The sequence below is a fragment of the Hyphococcus sp. genome, assembly GCF_041986965.1.
Taxonomy (GTDB): domain Bacteria; phylum Pseudomonadota; class Alphaproteobacteria; order Caulobacterales; family Parvularculaceae; genus Hyphococcus.
On record NZ_JBHIXB010000003.1, the window covers coordinates 308,829 to 332,848 of the forward strand.

Genomic DNA, 24,020 nt, shown 5'->3' on the forward strand with positions numbered 1-24,020 from the left:
ACCCGAATGGCGTCAGGATATTGTCAGATTACTCTGCCCTTAATTCGTCGTTTCATGTAGTTTCAACGACATGCGCGTCTTATTGATCGAAGATAACGCCGATTTTGCATCTTTGCTGGCTGAGGGGCTCGCCAAGCGGTCCATTTCCTCAGAGCACGCAGAAACCCTGCGCGACGCGGATCTGTTCTTCGCATCGAACGCCTATGACGCAGTCATTCTCGATCTCGGCTTGCCGGATGGAGACGGCGTCGATTGGCTGAACGCGCTGCCGGAAAATCGCCCGCCGGTATTGATTCTGTCTGCGCGCGGCGCGTTGACCGAGCGCGTTCTGGGGCTTGATTCCGGCGCGGACGACTATCTTGTCAAACCGGCCGAAGTGGATGAAATCGCAGCCCGCCTCCGCGCCCTCCTGCGCCGCCCCGGTTCGCGCGATCCGGTTATCCTGAGCGCCGGCGCGCTGACTTACGACACCGTCAGCCGTGAGGTGAAATACGATAACCAGCCGGTCCCGCTCGGGCGCAAAGAAACGGAGTTTCTCGAACTCCTGATGCGACGCGCAGGCAAGGTCGCGCCGCGGGAGTCTATCGAGTCCGTGCTTTACGGCTTGGATGAAGCGGTCACGCCGAACGCCCTGGAGGCCCTCGCGTCACGGGTGCGGCGCCGTCTTGCCGAGGCGGGCGCCGACAACATTCTTCATACGGTGCGGGGCGTCGGTTACTTCATCAAGGGAGATGCAGCTTGACGCGATCGATCAGCGGCCAGATTGCAATCGGCCTTGTTGTCGCCGGAACCGTCAGCGCTTGCGTGCTCGTCGCGCTAGTCGGTCACCAATACGGGTTTTTCGGTGAGCATCCCCCACCCGCGGCGGCGACTTGGGTCGAAATCGTCGACCATGTCCTGATCCCGCTCTCAGTGTTTCTCCTCCTGTTTGGCCTGGGCGCGTTCCTGGTCCTTAGACATGTTGCGCTCAGGCTGAAGGCAGCGACTGACGAAGTTGTTGCGGCTGCAGAGCGACTGGAAAGTTACGATGCCGGCGCCAACCCTCTGCCGGCGGAAATCGAACCTTTCGCAAAAGCTGTCTCGCAACTCACAACAAAGCTCGAAGCCTATGCGCGCCGTCAGGAGACTTTCGCCATGGACGCCGCACACGAACTGAAAACACCGCTCGCCGTACTCGCACTCGAACTCGACAAGCTGCCCGAAAAAGATGCGGCGCGCCTTCGCAAGCAATTGAACGCCATGACCGGCATGGTCGAACAGTTTTTACTGTTGGCGCGCAGCCAATCGGAAGAGTCTCTGGCCAAACAACCGCCCGTGGATCTTCAGGCCGTCGCTCGCCGAATCGCCGCCGAGCTGGCGCCCGCCGCCGTTGCTGAGGGCAAGACCATCGCCTTCCAGCAGGAAGGAATGCCGAGCAGAATCACAGGTCTCGAGGAAGCCATCGCTGCGGCGGTTCGCACGCTCGCCGTCAACGCCATTCGCGTAACGCCGGAAGCCGGCGAAGTCGTCATCGAAGCCGGTCCTGGGCCCGTCGTCAGCGTCTATGACGGCGGCGACGGGCTCAGTTCAGACACCCTCAACGCCTTGAAAGCGCGAGGGGTGCGCGCGGACCGCGCACCCGGCGGCTCCGCAGGGCTTGGGCTGGCGATTGCAGACCGTATTGCCGAAGCCCATGGCGGCGAATTACAGACAGCCATGCCTGATCGGGCCGGCATACGGCTGTGTTTCGCCGCCGCCTGCAAACAGGAGACGCCGTCAGGTTAATGTCAGCCAGGCTGACATAAGAAGAGTCCCCGCGAGGCATAGGAGCAATCGTGGGGATCATTGACATGACGGCGCAGAACCTTTTTCGGGCAGGCATTTTCATCCTCGCCATTTGGGCCGTTCACGGCCCGGTCGCCGCCCAGAATGAAATCGAGATTTCCCCCGCTGCGCGCATGGCGCTCGGCGTCGAAACCGCTACGGTTTCGACAGCCGCTGCGTCGGAAGGCGTCAGCGCGCCGGCCATTGTGATTGCGCCAAACGGCGCCTTGCAGACCGCCTCTTCCCCATTTGACGGCGTCATGGTCAACGCCTTGAAAACGCCGGGCAGCAAAGTCGCGGCCGGCGATCCGGTCGCGGTGATCTACAGCATTGCTTACGCCGCCGCCGCCGCAGAGCTCGAAGCCCGCCAGCTCACCATGGCGCATATGGCGCATCTTGCCGGGCGTGCTGACGAACTTTTGAAACTTGGTCTGCGGTCGGAACAGGAAGCCGACGAAGCGCATCACGACGCCATCTCCGCGAAGCTCTCTTTTGACGCTCTCAAAACGCAACTTGAATATGTACAGCGCGGCGACCGGCCGGGAGAATTCATTCTGACCGCGCCTGCGGCGGGGACGGTGACCCATGTCCGGCCGGGGCCCGGTAAATCCCTTGGCGCCGGCGAACCCGTTGTTTCGATTTTCACGAACGGCGTTTTCTGGGCGCGCGCGCAACTGTCGGAACGGCACGCCTCCGCGCTCATGGCCGGCGCCCCGGTCACCGTCGACAATCTTTCAGAAAAAGGAGCGATTGTTTCCATCGATCCTGAAATCGATCAGGTGACGCGATCTCTTGATGTTGTGGTCGAACTGCCGGCAGCGCGGGACTGGCGCCTCGGCGCTGTGCTGACAGTCTCCTTCGAGACCCTGCCCGGCGAAGGCGCGTTGCGCACCCCGGCGAAAGCGATTGTCAGGCTTGGCGGCGGCGATGTTGTTTTCGTGGAAACCCCAACGGGTTTCCGGGCAGTTACCGTCGAGATTGTTTCCCGCTCGCGTCAGGATGCGCTCATTCGCGGCGGCGTCAGGCCGGGTGAAAAAGTCGCCATCGCCGGCCTTGCAGCGCTCAAAAACATCGCAAGCGGGGTCTAGCCGATGCTCGACCGGCTGATCGCTTTCTCGCTGACGCAGCGCATGTTCATTCTTGGTATGGCCGCGCTTCTTGCGGCGGCTGGCGCAATGGCGGCCTTGCGCCTTCCCATCGACGCCTTTCCCGAAATCGCGCCGACCCAGGTTAAGATCATCATGAAAGCGCCGGGCATGACGCCCGAAGAAGTCGAAGCCCGCGTCGTCCGGCCGCTGGAGATGGAGCTCCTCGGCATTCCCCGACAGAAAATCATGCGGGCCAAAACAAAATACGCCATCGCCGACATCACCATCGACTTTGAAGACGGCGCCGACGTTTACTGGGCGCGCCAGCAGGTGAGCGAACGTTTCGCCGCCGTCCTGCCGGATCTGCCGTCTACGGTTTCGGGCGGTCTCGCCCCCATTTCAACAGCGCTTTCCGAACTCTTCATGTTTACCATCGAGGGCGGCGATCTTTCGCTGGAGGAACGCCGTACACTGCTTGACTGGGTGATCCGTCCGTCGCTTCGAACCTTGCCCGGCGTCGCCGATGTGAATTCGCTTGGCGGCCGCGTGCGCACATTCAATGTGGCGCCCGACGAGACCGCCATGGCTTCCGCAGGGGTCAGCCTCGACGATTTGCGCAGCGCACTCGAACAGAACAACCGCAATGACGGCGCCGGCCGTCTCGCTGATGGCGAGGAAGCGCTGGTCGTCCGCAGTCTCGGCGCCGTTGTCACCGTCGACGATATCGAAATGCTGGTGGTGCGCCGCACAGCGACAGGCATTGTTCGCGTCGGTGATGTCGCGAGTGTCACGACTGAATCACTCACCCGCTATGGTTCGGTAACGAAGGACGGCGAAGGCGAAGCCGTTGAAGGCATTGTCGTCGCCCTGCGCGGCGCAGACGCGCGCAAAGTCGTCGCCGGCGTTGAAACGCGGATCGAAGAACTTGCTACAAGCTTTCCTGACGGCGTCGAGGTAAAGGTTTTCTACAACCGCTCAGATCTCATTGAAAAAGCCGTCAACACCGTTACCGAAGCGCTCATCTTAGCCACATTACTGGTCATTGGTTTGCTCCTTCTTTTTTTGAACAATTTTCGGGCTGCCCTTGTCGTTACGCTGATCCTTCCATTCTCCGCCCTCGCCGCGTTTGTGCTGATGCAAGCCGTGGGCATGTCCGCCAATCTCATGAGCCTCGGCGGTCTCGCCATCGCTATCGGCATGATCGTGGACGGCGCCATCGTCGTCACCGAAAACGCCGTAGAGCGGCTTAATGAAGGCGGGCGCGCCGACAAGCTGCACGTCATCTATCGCGCTGCGGGCGAAGTCGCCGCGCCGACGGCGGCGGGCACGCTCATCATCTGTCTCGTCTTCATGCCACTCCTCACGTTGCAGGGACTTGAAGGCAAATTATTCGCGCCGGTTGCACTCTCCATCATCTTCGCGCTCAGCGCTGCACTTATTCTCGCCCTGACGCTTATCCCCGTCCTCGCCGCCTTTCTGTTGAAGCGCGCGCGGGCGAAAGAAGCGCCGGTGATGCATCTCATCACGCCAGCCTATGAACGCCTCTTGAGCGCCGCCATGCGCCGTCCCTGGCCAGTCTACGCCGCCGCCGGCGTCGCGATTGTGCTGGCGATCATCAGTTATCTCTCGGTCGGCAAGACGTTCATGCCGACCATGAATGAAGGCGCCATCGTCATGCAGGCGGCGTCGCTTCCGTCCATCAATCTCGACCAGAGCCAGGCCGACGACATGCGCATTCAGCGCGCGCTGATCGAACGCGTGCCGGAGGTGAAGCATGTCATCGCACGCGTTGGCTCAGACGAACTCGGCCTCGATCCCATGAGTCTCAATGAAAGCGACATGTTCCTTGAGCTTGCGCCGCGTTCGGAATGGCGCGGTCCGGACACCGAATGGCTTGTCGGTGAAATGCGCGCCGTCATGGAGGATTTTCAGGGCATCGAAACCTCCTTCACCCAGCCTATCGAAATGCGTGTTTCGGAAATGCTGACCGGCTCGCGCGGCGATGTGGCGGTGAAGATTTTCGGACCCGACGGCGCTGTCCTCGCCGATCTTGCCGGTCAGATTGAAACCGCGCTGACGGGCGTCCGCGGCGCGGCGGATGTCTTCACAGCATCCAACGATGTCTCGGAATATCTCCAGATCGACATCGATCCGGAACGCGCCGGACGTCTGGGCCTTGATATTGTCTCTGTGCAGGACGAATTGCGGGCGCGCCTCGAAGGCGTGCGCGCCGGCGAAGTCATCGAACCCGGGCGGCGCACGCCGATCATCATCCGCGCCGACGCGGAAACAGCGTCGGATGTTTACGGATTTGAGGACGCCAGGCTGGTGACGCCGGATGGCGGCACGGCGCCGCTTTCCGAAGTGGCGCGCGTCGAGCGCGCCGAAGGCCTCGCCGCTGTGGATCGGGAAAACGGTTCGCGCTATGCCGTTGTGCAGGCGTTCGTGTCTGGCCGCGATCTTGTAGGCTTTGTTGAAGATGCAAAGGCCGCCGTTGACGCCATGGGCCCCCTCCCCGCGGGATACCGGCTGACATGGGGCGGTGAGTTCGAAAACCAGCAGCGCGCGGCCGCACAACTTTCCGTCATGGTGCCGTTGTCTCTGGCGCTGATCTTTGTCGTCCTGTTCGCAACGCTGCGCTCATCACGTCAGGCGGTTCTTATTCTCTTCAATATTCCGTTTGCGCTGGTGGGCGGCATCATCGCGCTGACCCTTTCGGGACAATATCTTTCAGTTCCTGCCTCTGTCGGTTTCATCGCGCTGCTCGGCATTGCCGTTCTCAACGGTCTCGTTCTCGTCACTTACTTTAACGACCTGCGCGCCCTCGGCCTTGGCGTCGACGAGGCGGTGATACAGGGCGGCGTACGCCGTCTGCGCCCGGTTCTGATGACCGCAACCACTGCCGCCTTCGGTCTCGTCCCGCTGCTCTTCGCCTCAGGGCCTGGATCAGAAATCCAGCGCCCGCTCGCGATTGTTGTTATCGGCGGGCTCGTTTCCTCCACCATTCTCACCTTGTTTCTGTTGCCGTTGCTCTATCGCCGTTTCGGCGCCGAACGCGACGCCGCAGCATCTCACACGGAGGTCGCATGGGTACGCCCTTACGCAAGCTGACGATTGTCTGCCCCCGGGAAATCGAGGCAGTGCTCGCCGATGCGCTTGACGCGATCGAGCCGCCGCTACCCGGTTACACGATCATCGAAGCACATGGCCGCGGGGGCGCCATGCAGCCGGCGTCAGCGGTCGAGCGCGTGCGCGGCGCGCTGCGCACGGCGATGTTCATTCTCATTCTTGCACAGGATCGTGTTGAGAGCGTGACCGAGGCCGTGCGCATCGCCTCCCCCCGGCAGCAAATTGCTTTTTGGGTGGAGCCTGTTGAAGATTTTGGACGGTTGATTGATGCGTAAACTGGTCACTTTGATGAGCGCCTGTTTCATCGCAGCGTTTAGCGCGCCGGCAGCCGCCATGCCGCCAGAACCACTCATTGCAGAGGCGGTCAACGCATCGCCCATGGTCATAGCGGCGAAGGCCGACCTTGATCGCGCGCATGCAACGGCTAAACGATTGCGCGTCGGCGACTATGAAGTCGTGGTTTCGGGAAGCGGCGGTCGCCGGACAGTCGACAATCCTGTCGCCGGCGAAAGCGACTACACAGAGTGGAGCGCCGGTGTCAGCCGTACAGTGCGCCTGCCCGGCAAACGCGGCGCAGACAGGGACCTGGCGTCACTCGAAATTGAAAAGGCCGCCGCCGCTTACGCCAAATCGCGCAGGAATGCTCTTTTGGAATTCGTGACCTTGTGGACCGACTGGCGCGCCGCCGACGAAGCCTCGCGGACGGCGAGACGGCTTGCCGACGATGCGCTTCAGCTCGCGGACGCAGAAGAAAAAGCTGTTGAGCTTGGCGCCAGCCGTCGAATTTACGTGGACCAGCTGCGCGCAGAGGCCGGTCTTTTGGGCCTTGAAGCAGACCGGAAAGCAAACGAGGCCGATAATGCAAAGGCGACCCTCGCCGCCGTCTTTCCAGATCTCGTCATGCCGGCGACGCCTGGCGCTCTTGACTGGGATGCGGCCCGTCTCGCGACCCTGCTGGAAGCAAATGATTTTGAATCGGCCGCGGTGCGCGAAGCGCGGCTCCTACTGGACCAGATGGAAACGAAGGCAAAACGCGCACGGCTTGACCGGCTGCCAGATCCAACATTCGGCGTTCAGTTCGCCAATGAATTCGGCGGCAACGAAACAAGCGTCATGGCCACGGTTTCCATACCGCTCGGCGGACGGGCCCGCAGCGCCGCCGCCGCTGAAGCGGGCAGCCAGGCCGTCGCCGCCGCTGCACGACTGCGCGCGGCCGAACTCGACGCTCAGCGCCGCTATGATCAGGCGAAACGCGCAGCCCAAATCGCCTCCAGAAATCTCAACAATGCGGAAGCCTCTGTGCTCACGGCGCGCGACGCCATGGATCGTCTCAATAAGGGCTACGCCATGGGCGCCGTCAACTTAAGCGATCTGACGACGACCCGGCGCACGCTGACCATGACTGAACAGACGCTGGTGAATTATCGCGTCGCGGCGGAACGCGCCTATCTCACCCTCGCCGTACTCAACGATAATTTTGGAAATTCCCTGGCTGATATCGAATAAGCTAGGTCGTGCTCGCTCCTTGAGCCCGCGATACCGACAGCAGTTGATGTCGCCGGGAAATTTTATGAACCGGTCCGAGCGAAGTTCGCCCTCTAAGCTTGAAATAACAGTTCGACGTTAGGAGAGTTGGTGAGCCCTGATGGATTCGAACCATCGACCTACTGATTAAAAGTCTGTTTTTGTCGGTATCTGCTGAAATCTGATGACCACCGATAAACATCGCTAATCAGCCGAGCCGGTCGAATAAAGCAAGAAAATACAGTGAAGTACCACCTTCACCCGTTGCCAAGAGCACTCAAAAGCATTTATCCATTGCTGGCTGCAAATGGGTTCCCCGGTGGGTTCCCCGGCCGAACTACTGATTGAAACTGGTGACCTACTGATGGCGTCTGAAAATCTCACGGATCGCAGAATTCGCTCTCTGGAACCGCCGGAATCCGGTCGTCTGGAATTGTGGGATTCGTCGGAGCCGGGCCTGATTCTGAGAGTGACGCCCGCCGGCGCAAAGTCATGGGCGTTGCAATTCAAAACTAGCGACTATGATGGCGCCGGGCGTCGAAAAACGCGCAAGCTGACGCTGGGGCCATATCGAGGCGACGGGAAAAATAGCGCGGCGCTGTCGCTGGCGGATGCGCGTAAAGCCGCGCGGGTGGCGAAGGGCGCAGTCGCCAAGGGTGAAGATCCAGCCATGGTCAAGATACTCGCGCGAGGCGAGCGTCAGGAAACGGGCCGCCGCAACAATGCGGCGACGCTCGCAGAGGCTGTGGAGCGATTCGTGGAGCTTGATGAAAGAAGCCCGAGCAAATGGCGCAGTTATGAGCGGCCGCGAATTCTCCGGAGCGAACTTGCATCCGCGCTACCTTCCAAGGGCGTGGGCGAGGTCACGACGCAAGACTTGCTCCGCCTTCAAAACGGCATCCGCATACGTCCGGCGCCGATCTATGCAAATCGCTTCGCCCAAGTCGTTCGCGTGTTTTTTGAGTGGGCTGCAGCGACGTATGAAATTAGCGACCCGTCGCGTCCGCTACGGCTTGTCACAAATGAGGCCGACTATCAGCGGGACCGATTTTTAGGGCAAACGGAACTGCACACAGTCTATTGGGGCGCGGGATGCCTTCCGCACTACGCCCGCGATTTTGTCCGCGTCTTGATGCTCACGCCCCAGCGCGTGAGCGCAGTGGCGGGAATGAAGTTCTCGCAAATTGATCAAAACGGCATCTGGCGGGTTCCACGGCTGCAAAAGAAAAGTAAGGGCGGCGATCAGTTGCTGCCCCTGTCGGGCTTCGCTCGTTATATAATCGAAGCTCGGCGCGCATCTGGCTCCAATTTTGATCATGTATTTTGTTCTGGTCGCGGCGGCGATGTTCATTTGCAGGGGATGTCAAAATTCAAGGCGTCTCTCGATAAACACCTTGGCGACGCCGTGGCGCCGTGGCGGTATCATGATTTTCGGCGGAGCTTTGCTACATTCGCTGCAACGGCGGGCGTTGATCGTGAAACCGTTCGGCGGGCGTTGGATCATGGAATGAACGCGCGTGACGCTCTGCTCAGCATTTATGACCGTTATGATCGGCTCGATGAACAGCGTGCGGCGCTCGATCAATATGCGCGTTTTGTGGTGCTATCGTGACGCCGGCTTCCACCATCCGCGATGCCGCTTATATAATGGCCGATGCCATTGAGCGGGCGGAAGAGAACTTGCGCAAGGGAAAAAACTTCCCGCCGCTTTCGCCGCAACAGCGACGCCGCCGGGCGATGGACATTCTGGCATACGCTCGGCGCTGGCGCGTTGAGTCCCTCGAGCCTGATCTCGAGATTCGCGAGCGGCGGCTCGCCAGACTTAAGGTTTTGAAAGCGCTTTCCACGGCGTTAGATTCAGCTCGAACCGACCTCAACGCTTTACCAGACCGCAGAGCGTTCGACCGCGAATCGTCTCACGATCTGCGAATATGCAATTGGCCCGACTTCATCACTGACGAAGTTTTGGAGACGAAGATTGATGGACTCCAGGCGGAAGTCAGCTCAGCAATCGGAGATGACGTGGGAACGCCGCGCAAGGTCAACGAAGGTCAGGCTTGGCTTTTTGCAGTAAATTGCTGGGCGCATTTTTGTCATGAAGAACCGTCTAAAACTGTAGACGGCGCCTTTCATGAATTTGCCAAGGCCGCTCATTTAATCCTGCTCGGGCGGGCGCCGTCGCCAAGTTGGCGCCGGCGTGATTTGCTTGACCTTCCGGATGATCGTTCCGCGCTTCGCAACGTAGGGCACATTTCGCGGCGTCCGGTGCGGTAAATTTTGGTATCTTAAGCCAAGCGGCGTTTCGCGCTCCTCTTAAGCCTCAACGAGGCGCAAGGAGCACCAGCAAATGCCACAAGACATCACCGAATTCGAACTTTGGACTATCGACCAACTCGCCGCAGCAAGCGGTCTTAGTCGCTCGACTATCCGTCGTCGCAGTAGCGATCCCCGTGATGATTTTCCAAAACCGATGAAAATCGGCCCGAATGCCGTGCGCTGGGCGGCGAACGAATGGGCACGCTACGTCGCATCGCGGCCGCGCGCGGTCCGAACCATGGCGGCAGAATGAATTGAAAAACGCCCCGTGAGGCGGGGCGCAATCATGTCGCGTGGTCGGGGTCAAACGGCAGCGCGCGACAATCAAAGACCTACTGTGGGCAGCGGCCACAGGTCAAGCGCAGTCCGAAAGGTTGAAGCGCGGCCGCCGGGAGCACGGACGCTCCCGAAAGTAGCAACCGACCGATGCGCAGTCCGAGATGACGCATTGGGCCCTAAGCGGCGGCCGGCTCCGAAGAGCATGCAAGATCGCGGCGGGCATAGCGACTGTCCAAGCGGAAGCTTCGCGCTCTCGCTCGGGCTGTCGTCCTATGCCCGTCACAACAGCCCCACCAAAGAGCATTGGGGTTGAAGAAAGAGGAAGTAGAGAGAGATGAAAACGAGTTTGGTGATGAAGTTGAGTGCTTCGAGCGCGGTTGCCCGCGCCGGCGCGTTTCGTCGCGAAGATACCCGGCCCGGCGTGACCGACATCACGTTTTTCCTCAACCGCGTGGCGCTCGCGGCGGGCCATGGTGAGCGCCACGGCGGCGGCCGATTCCTCAGCAGGATGCTCACGGTCGCCGCCACCCTTTTCACAGAATCCATGCCCAGCGCGCCGGAACACGCGCTTCTCCATAGCCGGCAGGCGCCGTCGGCGGGTGATGGTTGGCGTCAGCATGGCGACGGTCGTTGGCGGCTTCCCGGTCTGCCGACGGCCGTTGTCGTCTTGGCTAAGTCATTGATTTGCATGGTCCCAATGCCGCCATTTCCGGGGAGGATGGGGACCGCTAGGTGGGGGTCTTTCTTTCGCGCTGTGCGGGGCGGTCATGGCTAGGCCCCGGAAGCTGACAAAACGGGCGCTGCAGGGTCTCGACGATCCTCGGAAAGCGGCGTGTTTCCTTGAAACGCTGCGGATTCCGGAAGGTCCGAAGGCTGGCACGCAACTGCGCCTGGCCCCGTATCAAAAACAGTTCCTCGACGGCGCACTGGCGCCACAGATTGACGTCGGCGTGCTTTCGGTCGGTCGCGGCAATGCGAAGTCGGCGCTCGCCGCAGGCGTCGGGCTCGGCGCCCTTGTCGGAATCTGGGATGAACAGCCCCGCCGCGACATTCCGCTGGCCGCGCGGACCCGCGATCAGGCGCGCGTTGCCTGGAATTTCGCAGAGGCGTTTTCCCGGTCGCTCCCCGACGACATTCAGCAACGGCTGACCTTCCGGCGTTCGCCACGTCTGGAAATAGAATTCGAAAACGACAACGGCCCCCATGTTCTTCGCGCCATCGCCGCGGACGGAAAAAGCGCGCTCGGCTCCGGCCCAACGCTCGCCATTCTTGATGAGCGCGGTCATTGGGAAAAAGACCGCGGCGACTCTCTGGAAGCCGCGATCCTGACCGGGCTCGGCAAGCGCGGCGGCAAGGCGCTGTTGATCTCCACAAGTGCGCCGGACGATGCGCACCCGTTTTCGCGCTGGATCGATGCGCCGCCGCCGGGAACCTATGTGCAAGAGCATCGCCCCCAGCCAGGGCTTCCCGCCGACGATCTCGCGAGTCTTTTGCAAGCGAACCCCGGCGCCCGTCATGGCGTCGGAGCATCGATTGAATGGCTCCAGGCGTCCGCGGCGCGAGCCATTGCGCGCGGCGGCGCGGCGCTTGCGAATTTCCGGCTCTATCATCGCAATGAGCGGGTTTCGGGCGAGACGCGAGACGTTCTCTTGACGCTCGATCAATGGCTCGCTGCGGAATGCGAGAGCCTTCCGTCGCGCGAAGGCGCTGTGATTGTGGGCATAGACCTTGGCGGCTCCGCCTCCATGTCTGCGGCGGCGCTCTATTGGCCCGATACTGACCGGCTGGAAGTCTACGGCACATTCCCCTCGGATCCGTCGCTGCTCGATCGCGGCCACAATGACGGCGTCGGCGATCGCTATCTGCAGATGTATGAACGCGGCGAACTGACAACGCTCGGGGCTAAGACCGTCCCCGTCGCGGCGTGGCTTGGCGAAATTTTCCGCCGTATCGAAGGCGAGCCCGTCGCAGCGCTGGTCGCTGATCGATACAAGCAAGCCGAACTTTCCGAAGCCATACAGCGCGCGTGCATCACGGCGCCAGTTATCTGGCGAGGCATGGGCTTTCGTGACGGTTCAGAGGATGTTGAGCGCTTTCGGCGCGCGGTTTTCGACTGCCAGGTGAAGGCGCAGCAAAGCCTGTTGATGCGTTCGGCGATGGCGGACGCCGTATGCCTTCGCGATCCGGCAAATAACGTGAAACTGGCGAAGGCCCGCAGTCTTGGCCGCATCGATGCGGCATCCGCATCGGTCTTGGCGGTTGCGGAAGGCGCGAGACAGAAAGCCCGCCCCGCCCAAAAGCCAGCGAGGCTGATATGGGCCTAAGTGGAACGCATTGGGGTGTAATCGGCCTTCGCTCGCCATTCGGTCAGGAGTTCGATGAGTGCATCAACCTGATCTTGCGTAACCGCCAGCGGATATTCGCCGTGCGACATACGAATGACGCCGTGGTGGTCTTGAAAAAGGAGCTCCGACTCTACGTGACTTCTGTACTGGGCGGGGGGCATTTCCGCCATAGTTGGAATATCGACGGCTTCGATCTCCACCGTTTGGGTGACTGTTCCTGCCTCGGAATTATACTTAAAATCTGCCATGCAAAATCTCCCGGTTGGAAAAGAAAATCGAAGCATATCACTTCGAGCAGGCGTTGGAAGTCTCTGCGTTTATTAGCGCTAAGGCGAGACAAGTTCCAATGTGTAAAGTGCGGTGCCGTCGGCAGGCTTGAGGTCGACCATATAAAGCCCGTGCGCGACGCGCCGGAACTCGCCTTCGATCTTTCGAATCTTCAAAGCCTTTGCGCGCGCTGCCACGGCGCGAAAACCCGTTTGGAAGTCGGCTTGCCGCCTCCAAATCCCGACCGGCTCGCGTGGCGCGAAGCCGTCAACCAACTGATGAGCAAATAGGAGAAATCACATGCTCGACTCTGTAAAAATTGCGACGCGCCAAAGCGAAATTCGCGAAGAATTGGCGCAACTTGTGGCGAAAGATAAGCCGTCCGACGATGAGGTCCGTTCGCTCGATAATCTCGACAAGGAATATCGTCTCAACGAAAAACGTTTCAGGGCTGCGCTCATTTCCGAAGACGAGGAACGCCGTGCGGCGAATGATGATTTCGAAACCCGCTCGGATCGTGAATGGGCGGACCTTATGGGCCGGTTTGAGCTTCGCCAGGTCGCGCTTGCGCTTGATGAGGGCGCCGCTCTTGAAGGCGAGACGGCCGAAATCATTCAAGAGATGCGATCGAAAGGCGGTTATCGGGGTATCCCGGTGCCTTTCGCGGCGCTTGAAACACGCGCCGGCGAAACCGTCGCGAGCGGCGTCTTCGATCCCAAGACGACAATGCCGGTAATTGATCGGATATTCGCCGAAAGTGTATCCGGCCGCATGGGCGCCCGCGTAATCAACATCGATAGCGGTCTTGTCGAGTACCCCGTGACGACTTCAAGCGTCGCGGCGGGATGGGCTGCGACTGAGACGGGTGCCGTCGCCGGGCCGACGGTTTACGCGACAACAGACCGCCCGCTTGATCCTAGCCACACGCTGGGAATTCAAATGCGCTTAACTAGAAAATCGCTCAAGCAGTCAGGTGCAGCGTTGGAGGCTGCGGTGAGACGCGACATGTCGGGCGCGATCAAGGAAGCCATCGACCGCGCAACCTTCACCGGCTCCGGCTCGGACGGCGAACCGACCGGCGTGATCGCACTCGCGTCTGGCGTCGGTATTACTGAAACCGATGTTTCCGCCGTCGCGTCTTACGCGGTGTTCAAAGCGGCGGCGCGCCGCGCGATGGATCGCAACGCCGCAATGAAGCCTAGTGCGATGCGCTGGCTGATCAGACCGTTGACCTTCAGCATTCTCGACGGCGCCGTGCTCACCGGAACAAGCGATGCGGAATGGGATCGCCTGATCCGTCGTTTCGGGGAAAGCGCCTTCACGATCTCCGATAACGCGCTGCCCGACTCAGAAGCTGAAGACGGAACTGATAAAGGCAAGCACACGATCATCACAACGGCGTTGACTGACGGTGTCTCGCCGATTTTCATCGGCTTGTTCGGCGGTGTGGACATTATCAGAGACCCATTTTCAGACGCGGCCAGTGGTGGCCTTCGTCTGACCGGCCTCGCGACGATGGATGTGACGATCTCGCGCGCTGCGCAAATCGAAGTGCTGAACAACGTGCAGGACCGCGCTTAATGGGCGTCACGCTTGAACAGCGCCAGGTGGCGCAAGTCGCACGCGAAGGCCCGCGCAAACTTGCGGGCCTCGCGGCTGTGTATGACCGGGAGACGGAAATCGGCGCCATGCGTGAACGCATCTCACGCGGCGCCTTTGAAAGAACTCTGTCGACGGACGCCGAAGTGCTGGCGTTTGTCGATCATGACGCCGGCAAACTTCTGGGCCGACGCTCGGCCGGCACGCTGCGCCTTACTGATGGTGATGACGGCCTCGCGTTCGAGGTCGATTTGCCTGACACAACGCTTGCCCGCGATATTCTTGCGCTGGCGGAACGCGGCGACCTTGGCGGCATGTCGTTCGGCTTTCGCGTGCCAAAGGGCGGCGAGCGGCGCGACGGCGATGTGCGCGTCCTGACCATGCTCGATCTTCGGGAAATCAGCGTCGTCTCGAGCTGGCCAGCCTATGAAGGCACGCGGATCGAAGCGCGAAACATGCCCGGCGCTGCACCGCGGCCAGCGCTTGCCGGCGCCCTGAAACGGTGGAGGCTCTAAATGCCCGCGATCACCCTTGAAATCGAAGAAAGCGCGCCGGCCGAATATCCGGAAATCACGGGCCTTGCCTCTGGTATAGAGCTCGCCGTCGTATGGGCGCGGCTCGAAAGCTGGATCGCTTGGCGCTGGGGCGAACGGGACGTGACGTTTATCGTCGAAGGGCCGGGTAGCTGGGCGCCGCCGCTCAAGCCTTTCACGCTAACGACGGCTGAAGTCTGGCGCGATGAAGCGTGGACGGAAATTGAAAGCACGCCCGCGGCGCTGGGCTTCACGCTCACAAGCGAAGGGCCGTTTCGCCTGACCGGCACGTGCGGCGCCGATGAAACGCCGCCGGAGGTCGTTCTCGAAGCCGCGCGGCGCTTGGGACAATACCTCGTGACCGCCGCAACTCGGAAATTCGACAACGCCTTTCTGACTGCGGAAGCGTCAGAGGAAGTCGACCGTTTTGAGTTCGCGCACCCGGCGAATGCCGCGAAAGCGTTACAGTACAGCGGCGCCGCCGATCTGTTGCGGCCCTATCGCCGGAAAGGACGGTGACCATGCGTTGGCCTTGGCAAAAGGAAAAGCTTGAAAAACGCTCCGCTGCGTCCGGCTTCACGGCGGAAATTATCGCCGCCCGAGAGTCGTATGTCAGCGGCCGGCGCGGCATCGGCGAATTGACGGCGACGGTTCAAAGCTGTGTGAGCCTGTGGGAAGGCGGGCTGTCGATCGCCGACGTGAGCGGCACGGAATTTCTCACAGCGCGCGATCTCGGCATGATCGCCCGTTCTCTCGCGCTTCGCGGGGAATATGTCGGCCTAATCGCGAGTGATCGACTATTGCCCGCGTCCGATTGGGATCTGCGCACTCAAGACGGAATACCGACCGCCTACCGCTTGAGCATTTCCGAAGCGGGCGGCGGGCGCACCATGACGGCGCTGGCGCCGGAAGTGCTGCATATTCGCATCGGCGCCGATGTCGCCGCGCCATATTACGGCCAGGCGCCGCTGCGGCGCGCTTCCATCACAGCGGGCCTTCTCCATGCCGTTGAGGACGCCTTGCGCGAGGTATTCGAGAATTCACCGCTCGGCTCGAAAATCGTGCCGTTTCCCGAAAGCCCGGACACCGATAACGAGGCTTTGTCGCGTGGCTTTCGAGGGAAGCGCGGTCGGATGTTGCTTCGCGAGTCCGTGAACGTCGCGGCCGCCGGAGGGCCGACGCCGCAAGTCGATTGGAAACCTTCGGACCTCTCGCCCGATCTTGAGCGCGCCGTGACGAAAGAAACCCTAGCCGCGGCGCGCGAAGCTATCTGCGCGGTCTATGGCGTGCTGCCGGGGCTTATGAACACGGCGACAACGGGCCCTCTTGTGCGCGAGGCGCAGCGTCACCTCGCAGCGTGGGTGCTCCAGCCCATCGCTGAATTGATCGCTGAAGAGGCGAGTGAGAAGCTTGGCGGCGCCATCGAACTCGACGTGCTGCGCCCACTCCAAGCATATGACGCCGGTGGCCGTGCCCGCGCGCTGTCGGGCGTCATTCAGGCGTTTTCGCAGGCGAAGGAAGCGGGCCTGTCACCGGATCAGCTTAAGCAGGCGCTCGCATTTATCGACCTTACGCCAGCAGATAATTGAGAGTTTCGGCGGATAGGCCCCCGCCGGAAAAACCCGTCGCGCGAGGGAGAAATCGTGCTGCGTCGCCGGGGGTTTTTAGGCTCGGCCTCCGGCGGCGCTATTCTTAAATCGGATCAAGGATCAAACTATATCCGGGTCAACGCCGGGCATGGTTTTAGGAAGTGGGTATTCGGTCCAGAAAAAGCGTTGCCTGCGCGCCGTCAGTCGGGCGATTCTGAGACTTCAACTTGCGAATTTCCGACGAGTATTCGTGGATAATCCGGGTGGCCTTCTCGAGCCGCTCGCGCACATTTAGAAGGGCGTCGGGTACGTCTTCCAATTCTTCAATAGCGGTTGTGTCGGTCATGCTCTCCTCCAGTATGGCCCATTACATTTAGACCGCGAGAAGGACCGCGCTAGTGGCTGGGGGAAGTTTTCATCGGATCGGCTAAGGAGTGAACTTTCAGGTTCCCCAGCGGGTTCCCTGAGAAAATGCATCGATAAGAACCGCTTATCGCGATCTATAATTCATCAGTATATTCAGAAACTTAGATGGTGAGCCCTGATGGATTCGAACCATCGACCTACTGATTAAAAGTCAGTTGCTCTACCAGCTGAGCTAAGGGCCCACGAGACGAAGACGGGAAACGCAAAACCACTGGAAATGTGCGAAACCCGGCAATAAAAAGCCGCCCACGGGATCCCGTGAGGCGGCGACCGCCTGAGAGGCGCGGAACATAGTTGCGGGCCCCGCACGGGTCAACCGATTCGAGGCGGGATTTTTCGCCGATTTTCACACAATCGTTTCGCCGGTCTCCGCCCGGAATTGGGCGACGAAATCGGCGAACCGCCCGTCCGCAATCGCCGCCCGCATCCCCGCCATAAGTTCCTGATAATAATGGAGATTGTGCCAGGTTAAGAGCATCGGCCCAAGATACTCCCCGGCGCGGAAGAGGTGGTGAAGATAGGCCTTGGAATAATCGCGGCTCGCGGGGCACGCGCTCTCCGGGTCCAAGGGCTCCGGATCGTCGGCGAAAGCCGCATTCTTGATATTGACGGCGCCCGCCTTCGTCCACGCCTGACCATGGCGGCCCGAGCGCGTCGGGGCGACGCAATCGAACATATCGACCCCGCGCGCCACGGCCCCGACAATATCGGCAGGCTTGCCGACGCCCATGAGGTAACGGGGCTTGCCCCCATCCATATGCGGCGTCGTGAATTCGAGGACGCGGAACATCTCCTCGCGCCCCTCGCCCACCGCGAGCCCGCCGATGGAATAGCCCGGAAACCCGATCTCCAGAAGCTTCTCCAGGCTTTCACGGCGAAGGTCTTCGTAATTGGCGCCTTGGACGATGCCGAACAACGCCTGTCCGGGGTTAGATTTTTCTTCAAAGGCGCGTTTCGACCGTTCGGCCCAGCGCACCGAGAGCAGCATCGACTCGCGGGCTTTATCGTGTTCGATGGGAATGGCCGGACATTCGTCGAGCTGCATCTGAACGTCGGAGCCCAAAAGGCACTGGACTTCGATGGAACGCTCCGGCGTCAGCATGTGTTTCGAGCCGTCAATATGCGACTGGAAGGAAACGCCCTCCTCCGTCAGCTTGCGCAGCTTCGAGAGCGACATCACCTGAAACCCGCCCGAGTCCGTGAGGATCGGATGCGGCCAGTTCATGAAGTTGTGGAGGCCGCCAAGCCTCGCGACCCGCTCAGCGGTCGGCCGCAGCATCAAATGATAGGTGTTGCCGAGGACGATGTCGGCGCCGGTCTGGCGCACATGATCGACCAGCATCGCCTTCACGGTTCCCGCCGTCCCAACCGGCATGAAGGCGGGCGTTCTGATCTCACCGCGCGGCGTCGAAATCACGCCGGTGCGCGCCGGGCCGTCCGTGGCGTTAAGAGAGAAGGAAAATCCGTCCGTCAAAACATCCTCCCGCCCTTAGGCACCGTCATGGACGGACCGAGCAACACCACTTCGCCATTTTCATCCGGCAGACCCAGCACCAGCACTTCCGACATGAAATCGGCGATCTGGCGCGGCGGGAAGTTCACGACCGCAATCACCTGACGCCCGACAAGGTCTTCTTGCCTGTAATGCGCGGTGATCTGGGCGGAGGATTTCTTGACGCCGATTTCCGGTCCGAAATCGACCCAGAGCTTCCAGGCGGGTTTGCGCGCTTTCGGAAACGGCTCCACGCGTTCAATCACCCCGGCGCGAATATCGACTTTGAGGAAATCGTCGAAAGAGATTTGGTCGGTCATGATGCACGCTCCAGCAAACAGGCGTCGCCATAGGAATAAAACCGGTATTCCTTGTCGATGGCGTGGGCGTAGGCCGCTTTCATGGCGCCGGTTCCGGCGAAGGCGGACACCAGCATGAACAAGGTCGAGCGCGGCAAGTGAAAATTGGTCATCAGCATATCGACCGCCTTAAACCGGTAGCCCGGCGTAATAAAGATGTCGGTCTCGGCGGCGAAGGGATTGATGGTCCCGTCCTCCGCCGCGGCGCTTTCAAGAAGCCGCAGGGAAGTGGTCCCGATTGCAATGATGCGCCCACCGTCTCTGCGGGTTTTGTTGATCGCATCCGCTTGGGCCTCTGTGATCTCGCCCCATTCGGAATGCATCTTGTGATCGGCGGTGTCTTCCGCCGTCACGGGCAGAAACGTCCCCGCGCCCACATGCAGCGTGATCGTCATCTGATTGACACCGTTCTCTTTCAGCGCGGCGACAAGCTCGGGCGTGAAGTGCAATCCTGCCGTGGGCGCGGCGACCGAGCCCGCTTCGTCGGCGAACATGGTCTGGTAATGAGATTTATCTGTTTCATCGGCCGGGCGCTTGCGCGCGATGTAAGGCGGCAGGGGCATGACGCCCGCGCTGTCGAGCGCGGCGAAAAAATTCTGGCCGCCCGTATCGAATTTGAGCGCCGCTTCGGCGCCGTCGCGCGCGACAACTTCTGCTGACAAGGCATCGCCGAAATGAATGACATCGCCTTCGCGAACGCGTTTGGCTGGACGCACGAATGCGCGCCAGCAATCGGCGCCGAGGTCCTTGTGCAAGGTCGCTTCAATGGAAACGGGCTCTCCGCCCCCCTGATGTGCATCCCGGGCCGGACGCTCGCCGAAAAGCTGCGCCGGAATGACTTTCGTGTCGTTGGCGACGAGAAGGTCGCCGGGACGCAACAACGACGGCAGATCTTTGATAACCCGGTCTACAAGCGCCTGCCCGCGCACATGTAGCAGGCGCGCCGCATCCCGAGGGGTCGCGGGAGCCAGCGCAATCCGCTCCGGCGGAAGGTCAAAATCAAACAAATCTACGCGCATAAAAAGCCGTCACATCTCAGGCGAGACGTGAAGCACATTCCGCCGCAATTTCAAAGGAGCGCCGCCGCATGGCGTGATCGTAAATCTGGCTGGAGATCATCAACTCATCCGGCTGATGCCGGTCGATAAACGCCTTCATCTCCCGCGCCACCTTCTCCGGCCCACCAATGAACGTGCATGACAGCACCTCGCGCAGCATGCCTTGCGCCTGCGCGCCCAAGCCTTCGAAATATCCTTCTTTCGGCGGCGGCAGCTTGCCCGGCCGCCCGGTGCGCAAATTGACGAAGGCCTGATAGAGCGAGGTGGCGATCAGTTCGGCGTCATCGTCGGTTTCCGCCGCGACCACATTCGCCGCCAGCATCAGATGCGGTTTCGAGCATTGCTCCGAAGGCTGGAAGTTGTCGCGATAAAGCGCACTCGCCTGCTCAAGCGCCGCCGGCGCGAAGTGAGACGCAAAAGCGTAAGGCAGGCCGAGATGCGCCGCGAGTTGCGCGCCGTAAAGGCTAGACCCCAAAATCCACAAAGGCACATGGGTTCCGGCGCCCGGAACAGCCTGCAAATAGCCTTCCTGCGGGTCCCCGAGAAAAGCTTGCAGCTCTACAACGTCATGGGGAAAACGATCCTCGCCCTGCTCGCGCATGGGCCGCCGCAGCGCGCGGATCGACGCCATGTCGCCGCCGGGCGCGCGGCCAAGCCCGAGATCGATGCGGTCCGGATAAAGCGAGGCGAGCGTGCCGAATTGTTCAGCGATCAACAGCGGCGCATGATTGGGCAGCATGACGCCGCCGGCGCCGACGCGGATGGTTTTCGTCCCTTCGGCCACATAGCCGATGACGACCGACGTCGCGGCGCTGGCGACGCCCGGAATGTTGTGATGTTCGGCGAGCCAGTAACGCTTGAAGCCAAGACTTTCCGCCAACTGCGCAAGATCGCGCGCATTCATCAGCGCCTGGCGCGCATCGCCGCCTTCAATAATCGGGCAAAGATCGAGAACCGAAACAGGGATCATGGCTGATTTAAAGATGGCTGTTTCGCCAAATATGAAAAACGCTGATGCGGTCTTTCTTCCCCCGCTTGCGGGAGAAGTGGCCCGAAGGGCCGAAGGGGGCGTCGCGGTCTGTCATCCAACTGCCAGTGTAACATGAAAGATCGGCTGCCCCCTCCGTCTGCTTCGCAGACACCCCCCCCGTAAACGGGGGAGGAAAACCATCATACCTAAATGGAATAAGTGTCGTAGTTGAAATCCTGATCCATCGTTTCCGACGGTCGTGACTCCGAGCATTGGCCCACAGGCTTTGCGGGCACGCCCGCGACAGTGCAATGAGGTTCAACAGCCTTTAACACCACGCTGCCGGCGGCGATCTTGGCGCCCTCACCCACTTCGATATTGCCGAGCACTTTGGCGCCGACGCTGATCAACGCGCCGCGGCGAATTTTCGGATGACGGTCGCCTTCAACCTTGCCGGTGCCGCCGAGCGTCACATTCTGAAGGATCGATACATCGTCATCGATTTGCGCGGTTTCGCCGATGACGATGCCGGTCGCATGATCGATGAAGACGCCCTTGCCGAACTTCACCGCCGGATGAATATCCACCGCGAACAATTCCGACATGCGGCTTTGAAGATAAAGCGCCAACGCCTGACGGTCATGACGCCATAGCCAGTTGGCGACGCGCTGCGCCTGTAATGACAGATAGCCTTTAAAATAAAGGAATGGCTGCATGTATTCGTGGCAGGCGGGATCGCGGTCAAAAACGGCGCGCATATCAACCAGCGCCGCCTCAACAATTTTCGGTTCGCTTTCATATGCCTCGGCGCAAACCTCGCGCCACAACATGGCGTTCATTTCCGCATCGGAAAGTTTTTGCGCAAGGCGATAAGAAAGCGCGACTTCAAAACTTGAATGATTGAGGATGGTCGCGTGCAGGAAGCTGGCGAGCACAGGTTCAGACGCCGCGGCAGACGCCGCCTCGACACGCATCTTCGCCCAGGTCTGGTCCTTCGTCAGCGGAACAACATTTGAATTCGCTGATGGGGTCGCGGATGTTTTCGCCATGGATCTATCCTCTCCGGCGCAGAGTTTCCTACTTTCGGGCGCCGCCCGCAAGCAGCGCAGCGGAAATAGGCGCTGGCAAATCCCCGCGCAAGGCCTTGGTATGCGCGGTCAGCGTCATCACGATTGTGAGACTGTCCGTAATCTCGCCTGACATCACCATTTCTAATAAATCTTTGAAGAAAACCTTCTTTACGGTTAACGCCTCAGAGGGGTCCGGCGAGGCGTCGCCGTCTTCCAGATCCCATGCGAAAAAACAGACGGCGCGCTCGTCGGTGACGGAATTGGAGATATCGAACGCGCAAAGCGGCGCCCAGTTTTTCGCCGTCAATCCGGTTTCTTCGGCAAGTTCGCGCTGCGCAGAAAGAAGCGGGTCGACGCCATGCCTTCCCCCGCCCTCCGGCAACTCCCAGCTATATTTGTCATGAGGAAAACGATGCTGGCCCACCAGCGAAACCCTGCCTTTTTCATCGACGGGCAGAACGCCAATGGCGAGATTGTTGAAATGCACGACGCCATATTCGCCGGGCGTCCCGTCCGGGTGAATGACCTTGTGATCGGTGATCTCAATCCACGGATTGGCGAAAACTTCCCGCGACGCCGTCACGCGCCACGGGCCGACTTGTTTTTCCCGCTCGCCTGAGCTCATTCCGCTACAACGGGACGCACAGGGATCGCCAACGCACAGACATCCACATGATCGGGACGGAAATAGAAAAACTCTTCCGGCCGGTTGCGGCGCGATTCCACATAGTCTGCGAAAGTCGGCGTATCGGAGCGCAGGATTTCCAGCTTCGGCCTTTCATCTTCCGGCACATCCGCGGCGACGCGTATGGAAAGAATCTCTTCGCCCATATCGTCGTCTTCGCCTTCCGGCGGCGCAACACGGCGCAAAGCCTGTAAGTGCTCCATGCCTTCAACGACATTGCCAAAGACAGTGAGGTTACGATCGAGATAACGCTGGGGCTGTAGCGTGATGTAAAACTCCGTGCCGCCGGAGTCGCGTTCATTTCCCCGCGCCATAGCCATGGCGCCAGTGCAGTGGAGCTTCCAGATTGTTTCGCCGTCAATGCCCACAGGTTCTGAATCAACGAAACCGATTTGCGGCGCATATCCGTCCACATCCTTGATTGGCGTAAACGCCATCGCATCCCTCAAGGGTTCGTCGAACTCCGCGGCGATGCTTGTCGCAGCGCTTGTCACCTCTCGGGTTTCAAAAACATCGCCGCCCTGCGCCACGAAGCCGTCAATGACGCGATAGAAATTGAGTCCGTCATAAAACCCTTCGCGCGCAAGCGCTTTCAATTGCGCGGTGTGACCCTGCGCGAGTTGTTCCGAAAGGGCGACAACGACACGGCCGCGAGCCAGTTCGATCACCAGCATGTTTTCCGGATCGAGCGCACGCCAGTCTTCCGGCGCGGCTTCCGCCACGATCTGACCGGGCCCGCGCTTTTGTGTTTGACCTTCCGTCTCCTGGGCAACGGAAACTTCTGCTGCGGGCTCTTGCGTTTCAGCAGAACAGGCCGCCGCCAGAAATGTCAGTGTCAGGAATGATTTTTTCATATCTTCGCCCCTCACCCGCGCCCGCGATAGGGCGCGACCCCTGTGTCCGGCAGCCACACACCCTTGGGCGGCTCGCCGGTCTGGTAGAAAACATCGATGGGAATGCCGCCGCGCGGATACCAGTAGCCGGCGATCCTGAGCCATTTCGGTTTCGCCGCCGCGACGATGCGCTTGGCGATGTAGACTGTGCAGTCCTCGTGAAAGGCGCCGTGATTGCGGAACGACGTTAAGAACAGTTTGAAGGATTTCGATTCGACGATCAGTTTCGCCGGCACATAGTCGATCACGAGATGCGCGAAATCCGGCTGGCCTGTCACCGGGCAAAGGCTGGTGAATTCCGGCGCCGTGAAGCGCGCCACATAGAGTTCCCCGGCTTGCGGATTGGGGGCCGTCTCAAGGACCGCCGCCTCCGGCTCTGCGGGCGCTTTCGCCTCACGGCCGAGCTGGCTCAGCTCGGCGGTTTTAGCCGACAGTTTCGGCTTGGCGGTCTTGCGGCGGTCCAGCGTCTCCATATTGGCGAGAGTCGCCGCCTTGCGGGAGGCGGAGGCGGGCTTTTTCGAAGCGGGCTTTCTTGAGGCGGTTTTGGGGGCCATGAGCATTATCCTTTTCCCCCTGATACCGGCGCCCGCCGGGA

27 protein-coding genes, 2 tRNA genes and 1 pseudogene are annotated in these 24,020 nt (G+C 60.6%); 16 read left to right on the top strand and 14 right to left on the bottom strand.

Features of this window, described 5'->3' with window-relative positions:
* Window positions 1–70: 70 nt before the first annotated feature.
* Genes ACFC5L_RS15150 through ACFC5L_RS15175 form a run of 6 tightly spaced genes read left to right on the top strand, consistent with a single transcriptional unit; the run spans window position 71 to window position 7,526 of the window.
* Window positions 71–742 (top strand): response regulator transcription factor, encoded by a 672-nt coding sequence (locus ACFC5L_RS15150; RefSeq protein WP_375203535.1) that lies wholly within the window; start codon window positions 71–73, stop codon window positions 740–742.
* On the top strand, window positions 739–1,764 hold the full coding sequence (locus ACFC5L_RS15155; RefSeq protein WP_375203534.1) for a sensor histidine kinase: 1,026 nt from the start codon (window positions 739–741) through the stop codon (window positions 1,762–1,764). Before ACFC5L_RS15150 ends, ACFC5L_RS15155 begins: the two co-directional genes overlap by 4 nt.
* A gap of 50 nt (window positions 1,765–1,814) precedes the next feature.
* Window positions 1,815–2,891: an efflux RND transporter periplasmic adaptor subunit gene (locus ACFC5L_RS15160; protein ID WP_375203533.1), complete on the top strand. Its 1,077-nt coding sequence runs from the start codon at window positions 1,815–1,817 to the stop codon at window positions 2,889–2,891.
* A 3-nt stretch (window positions 2,892–2,894) separates the two neighbouring features.
* Window positions 2,895–6,002, top strand: coding sequence for an efflux RND transporter permease subunit (locus ACFC5L_RS15165; RefSeq protein WP_375203532.1), 3,108 nt, complete (start codon window positions 2,895–2,897; stop codon window positions 6,000–6,002).
* Complete coding sequence (locus ACFC5L_RS15170) at window positions 5,978–6,295, top strand: DUF3240 family protein (protein ID WP_375203531.1); 318 nt, start codon at window positions 5,978–5,980, stop codon at window positions 6,293–6,295. The genes ACFC5L_RS15165 and ACFC5L_RS15170 overlap by 25 nt, the downstream gene beginning before the upstream one ends.
* Window positions 6,288–7,526 (top strand): TolC family protein, encoded by a 1,239-nt coding sequence (locus tag ACFC5L_RS15175; protein ID WP_375203530.1) that lies wholly within the window; start codon window positions 6,288–6,290, stop codon window positions 7,524–7,526. The genes ACFC5L_RS15170 and ACFC5L_RS15175 overlap by 8 nt, the downstream gene beginning before the upstream one ends.
* A 127-nt stretch (window positions 7,527–7,653) precedes the next feature.
* On the opposite strand, the gene ACFC5L_RS15180 is transcribed toward ACFC5L_RS15175, so the two are convergent.
* Window positions 7,654–7,747: transfer RNA gene (locus ACFC5L_RS15180), tRNA-Ser, on the bottom strand.
* Window positions 7,748–7,908: 161 nt separating this feature from the next.
* On the opposite strand from ACFC5L_RS15180, the pseudogene ACFC5L_RS15185 reads away from it, so the two are divergent.
* The 4 genes and pseudogenes from ACFC5L_RS15185 to ACFC5L_RS15200 form a co-directional block, all read left to right on the top strand.
* Window positions 7,909–8,205 (top strand): annotated as a pseudogene (locus ACFC5L_RS15185) (Arm DNA-binding domain-containing protein); the annotation flags it as partial.
* 96 nt (window positions 8,206–8,301) lie between these two features.
* Window positions 8,302–9,156, top strand: a complete 855-nt coding sequence (locus ACFC5L_RS15190) for a tyrosine-type recombinase/integrase (RefSeq protein ID WP_375210778.1) — start codon at window positions 8,302–8,304, stop codon at window positions 9,154–9,156.
* A complete protein-coding gene (locus ACFC5L_RS15195; RefSeq protein ID WP_375203528.1) occupies window positions 9,153–9,818 on the top strand; it encodes a hypothetical protein in 666 nt (221 codons plus the stop codon). The genes ACFC5L_RS15190 and ACFC5L_RS15195 overlap by 4 nt, the downstream gene beginning before the upstream one ends.
* A gap of 73 nt (window positions 9,819–9,891) precedes the next feature.
* Complete coding sequence (locus ACFC5L_RS15200; protein WP_375203527.1) at window positions 9,892–10,113, top strand: helix-turn-helix transcriptional regulator; 222 nt, start codon at window positions 9,892–9,894, stop codon at window positions 10,111–10,113.
* Between the two features lie 305 nt (window positions 10,114–10,418).
* Here the strand turns inward: ACFC5L_RS15200 and ACFC5L_RS15205 are convergent, their stop codons facing one another.
* On the bottom strand, window positions 10,419–10,685 hold the full coding sequence (locus ACFC5L_RS15205; protein WP_375203526.1) for a hypothetical protein: 267 nt from the start codon (window positions 10,683–10,685) through the stop codon (window positions 10,419–10,421).
* A 221-nt stretch (window positions 10,686–10,906) separates the two neighbouring features.
* On the opposite strand from ACFC5L_RS15205, the gene ACFC5L_RS15210 reads away from it, so the two are divergent.
* Window positions 10,907–12,463 (top strand): terminase large subunit domain-containing protein, encoded by a 1,557-nt coding sequence (locus tag ACFC5L_RS15210; RefSeq protein WP_375203525.1) that lies wholly within the window; start codon window positions 10,907–10,909, stop codon window positions 12,461–12,463.
* Here ACFC5L_RS15210 and ACFC5L_RS15215 read toward each other — a convergent pair.
* Complete coding sequence (locus ACFC5L_RS15215; RefSeq protein ID WP_375203779.1) at window positions 12,460–12,732, bottom strand: hypothetical protein; 273 nt, start codon at window positions 12,730–12,732, stop codon at window positions 12,460–12,462. The two genes, ACFC5L_RS15210 and ACFC5L_RS15215, sit on opposite strands and share 4 nt — an antisense overlap.
* Before the next feature lie 78 nt (window positions 12,733–12,810).
* Entirely contained in the window at window positions 12,811–12,948 is a 138-nt protein-coding gene (locus ACFC5L_RS15220; protein WP_375210779.1) for a hypothetical protein, read from the bottom strand.
* Between ACFC5L_RS15220 and ACFC5L_RS15225 the strand changes: the two genes are divergently transcribed.
* From ACFC5L_RS15225 to ACFC5L_RS15245, 5 genes are read left to right on the top strand one after another with little or no spacing between them, the layout of a single operon-like run.
* Window positions 12,883–13,041, top strand: coding sequence for an HNH endonuclease (locus ACFC5L_RS15225; protein ID WP_375210773.1), 159 nt, complete (start codon window positions 12,883–12,885; stop codon window positions 13,039–13,041). The two genes, ACFC5L_RS15220 and ACFC5L_RS15225, sit on opposite strands and share 66 nt — an antisense overlap.
* Before the next feature lie 10 nt (window positions 13,042–13,051).
* Window positions 13,052–14,332, top strand: coding sequence for a phage major capsid protein (locus ACFC5L_RS15230; protein WP_375203524.1), 1,281 nt, complete (start codon window positions 13,052–13,054; stop codon window positions 14,330–14,332).
* The gene (locus ACFC5L_RS15235; protein WP_375203523.1) at window positions 14,332–14,865 is read left to right on the top strand and encodes an HK97 family phage prohead protease; all 534 of its coding nucleotides are present in this window, start codon (window positions 14,332–14,334) and stop codon (window positions 14,863–14,865) included. Before ACFC5L_RS15230 ends, ACFC5L_RS15235 begins: the two co-directional genes overlap by 1 nt.
* A complete protein-coding gene (locus tag ACFC5L_RS15240; protein WP_375203522.1) occupies window positions 14,866–15,402 on the top strand; it encodes a hypothetical protein in 537 nt (178 codons plus the stop codon).
* A gap of 2 nt (window positions 15,403–15,404) precedes the next feature.
* Window positions 15,405–16,472 carry a phage portal protein gene (locus ACFC5L_RS15245; protein WP_375203521.1) on the top strand — a complete coding sequence of 356 codons (1,068 nt, stop codon included), beginning with the start codon at window positions 15,405–15,407 and terminating at the stop codon, window positions 16,470–16,472.
* A 154-nt stretch (window positions 16,473–16,626) separates the two neighbouring features.
* Here the strand turns inward: ACFC5L_RS15245 and ACFC5L_RS15250 are convergent, their stop codons facing one another.
* From ACFC5L_RS15250 to queF, 10 genes are all read right to left on the bottom strand, one after another.
* Window positions 16,627–16,818 (bottom strand): hypothetical protein, encoded by a 192-nt coding sequence (locus tag ACFC5L_RS15250; RefSeq protein ID WP_375203520.1) that lies wholly within the window; start codon window positions 16,816–16,818, stop codon window positions 16,627–16,629.
* 186 nt (window positions 16,819–17,004) lie between these two features.
* A tRNA-Lys gene (locus ACFC5L_RS15255) sits at window positions 17,005–17,080 on the bottom strand.
* 164 nt (window positions 17,081–17,244) lie between these two features.
* Complete coding sequence (gene tgt / locus ACFC5L_RS15260; RefSeq protein WP_375203519.1) at window positions 17,245–18,372, bottom strand: tRNA guanosine(34) transglycosylase Tgt; 1,128 nt, start codon at window positions 18,370–18,372, stop codon at window positions 17,245–17,247.
* Window positions 18,369–18,710 (bottom strand): tRNA-binding protein, encoded by a 342-nt coding sequence (locus ACFC5L_RS15265; RefSeq protein WP_375203518.1) that lies wholly within the window; start codon window positions 18,708–18,710, stop codon window positions 18,369–18,371. The genes tgt and ACFC5L_RS15265 overlap by 4 nt, the downstream gene beginning before the upstream one ends.
* A complete protein-coding gene (queA, locus tag ACFC5L_RS15270) occupies window positions 18,707–19,768 on the bottom strand; it encodes a tRNA preQ1(34) S-adenosylmethionine ribosyltransferase-isomerase QueA (RefSeq protein ID WP_375203517.1) in 1,062 nt (353 codons plus the stop codon). The genes ACFC5L_RS15265 and queA overlap by 4 nt, the downstream gene beginning before the upstream one ends.
* A gap of 16 nt (window positions 19,769–19,784) precedes the next feature.
* Window positions 19,785–20,777 carry an LLM class flavin-dependent oxidoreductase gene (locus tag ACFC5L_RS15275; RefSeq protein WP_375203516.1) on the bottom strand — a complete coding sequence of 331 codons (993 nt, stop codon included), beginning with the start codon at window positions 20,775–20,777 and terminating at the stop codon, window positions 19,785–19,787.
* A gap of 206 nt (window positions 20,778–20,983) precedes the next feature.
* A complete protein-coding gene (cysE, locus tag ACFC5L_RS15280) occupies window positions 20,984–21,826 on the bottom strand; it encodes a serine O-acetyltransferase (RefSeq protein ID WP_375203515.1) in 843 nt (280 codons plus the stop codon).
* Window positions 21,827–21,854: 28 nt separating this feature from the next.
* Window positions 21,855–22,472 carry an NUDIX domain-containing protein gene (locus ACFC5L_RS15285; RefSeq protein ID WP_375203514.1) on the bottom strand — a complete coding sequence of 206 codons (618 nt, stop codon included), beginning with the start codon at window positions 22,470–22,472 and terminating at the stop codon, window positions 21,855–21,857.
* Window positions 22,469–23,386: a peptidylprolyl isomerase gene (locus tag ACFC5L_RS15290; RefSeq protein WP_375203513.1), complete on the bottom strand. Its 918-nt coding sequence runs from the start codon at window positions 23,384–23,386 to the stop codon at window positions 22,469–22,471. Before ACFC5L_RS15290 ends, ACFC5L_RS15285 begins: the two co-directional genes overlap by 4 nt.
* 11 nt (window positions 23,387–23,397) lie before the next feature.
* A complete protein-coding gene (gene queF, locus ACFC5L_RS15295; protein ID WP_375203770.1) occupies window positions 23,398–23,898 on the bottom strand; it encodes a preQ(1) synthase in 501 nt (166 codons plus the stop codon).
* Window positions 23,899–24,020 lie beyond the last annotated feature (122 nt).

What these genes read in the sequence shown, in the direction of transcription:
- queA (WP_375203517.1), bottom strand. Translation starts at nt 19,768, where the DNA reads ATGCGCGTAGATTTGTTTGATTTTGACCTTCCGCCGGAGCGGATTGCG.
- ACFC5L_RS15150 (WP_375203535.1), top strand. Translation starts at nt 71, where the DNA reads ATGCGCGTCTTATTGATCGAAGATAACGCCGATTTTGCATCTTTGCTG.
- ACFC5L_RS15175 (WP_375203530.1), top strand. Translation starts at nt 6,288, where the DNA reads ATGCGTAAACTGGTCACTTTGATGAGCGCCTGTTTCATCGCAGCGTTT.
- ACFC5L_RS15200 (WP_375203527.1), top strand. Translation starts at nt 9,892, where the DNA reads ATGCCACAAGACATCACCGAATTCGAACTTTGGACTATCGACCAACTC.
- queF (WP_375203770.1), bottom strand. Translation starts at nt 23,898, where the DNA reads ATGGAGACGCTGGACCGCCGCAAGACCGCCAAGCCGAAACTGTCGGCT.
- ACFC5L_RS15170 (WP_375203531.1), top strand. Translation starts at nt 5,978, where the DNA reads ATGGGTACGCCCTTACGCAAGCTGACGATTGTCTGCCCCCGGGAAATC.
- ACFC5L_RS15250 (WP_375203520.1), bottom strand. Translation starts at nt 16,818, where the DNA reads ATGACCGACACAACCGCTATTGAAGAATTGGAAGACGTACCCGACGCC.
- ACFC5L_RS15165 (WP_375203532.1), top strand. Translation starts at nt 2,895, where the DNA reads ATGCTCGACCGGCTGATCGCTTTCTCGCTGACGCAGCGCATGTTCATT.
- ACFC5L_RS15210 (WP_375203525.1), top strand. Translation starts at nt 10,907, where the DNA reads ATGGCTAGGCCCCGGAAGCTGACAAAACGGGCGCTGCAGGGTCTCGAC.
- ACFC5L_RS15275 (WP_375203516.1), bottom strand. Translation starts at nt 20,777, where the DNA reads ATGATCCCTGTTTCGGTTCTCGATCTTTGCCCGATTATTGAAGGCGGC.
- ACFC5L_RS15230 (WP_375203524.1), top strand. Translation starts at nt 13,052, where the DNA reads ATGCTCGACTCTGTAAAAATTGCGACGCGCCAAAGCGAAATTCGCGAA.
- ACFC5L_RS15215 (WP_375203779.1), bottom strand. Translation starts at nt 12,732, where the DNA reads ATGGCAGATTTTAAGTATAATTCCGAGGCAGGAACAGTCACCCAAACG.
- ACFC5L_RS15205 (WP_375203526.1), bottom strand. Translation starts at nt 10,685, where the DNA reads ATGGATTCTGTGAAAAGGGTGGCGGCGACCGTGAGCATCCTGCTGAGG.
- ACFC5L_RS15265 (WP_375203518.1), bottom strand. Translation starts at nt 18,710, where the DNA reads ATGACCGACCAAATCTCTTTCGACGATTTCCTCAAAGTCGATATTCGC.
- ACFC5L_RS15290 (WP_375203513.1), bottom strand. Translation starts at nt 23,386, where the DNA reads ATGAAAAAATCATTCCTGACACTGACATTTCTGGCGGCGGCCTGTTCT.
- ACFC5L_RS15235 (WP_375203523.1), top strand. Translation starts at nt 14,332, where the DNA reads ATGGGCGTCACGCTTGAACAGCGCCAGGTGGCGCAAGTCGCACGCGAA.
- ACFC5L_RS15245 (WP_375203521.1), top strand. Translation starts at nt 15,405, where the DNA reads ATGCGTTGGCCTTGGCAAAAGGAAAAGCTTGAAAAACGCTCCGCTGCG.
- cysE (WP_375203515.1), bottom strand. Translation starts at nt 21,826, where the DNA reads ATGGCGAAAACATCCGCGACCCCATCAGCGAATTCAAATGTTGTTCCG.
- ACFC5L_RS15240 (WP_375203522.1), top strand. Translation starts at nt 14,866, where the DNA reads ATGCCCGCGATCACCCTTGAAATCGAAGAAAGCGCGCCGGCCGAATAT.
- ACFC5L_RS15285 (WP_375203514.1), bottom strand. Translation starts at nt 22,472, where the DNA reads ATGAGCTCAGGCGAGCGGGAAAAACAAGTCGGCCCGTGGCGCGTGACG.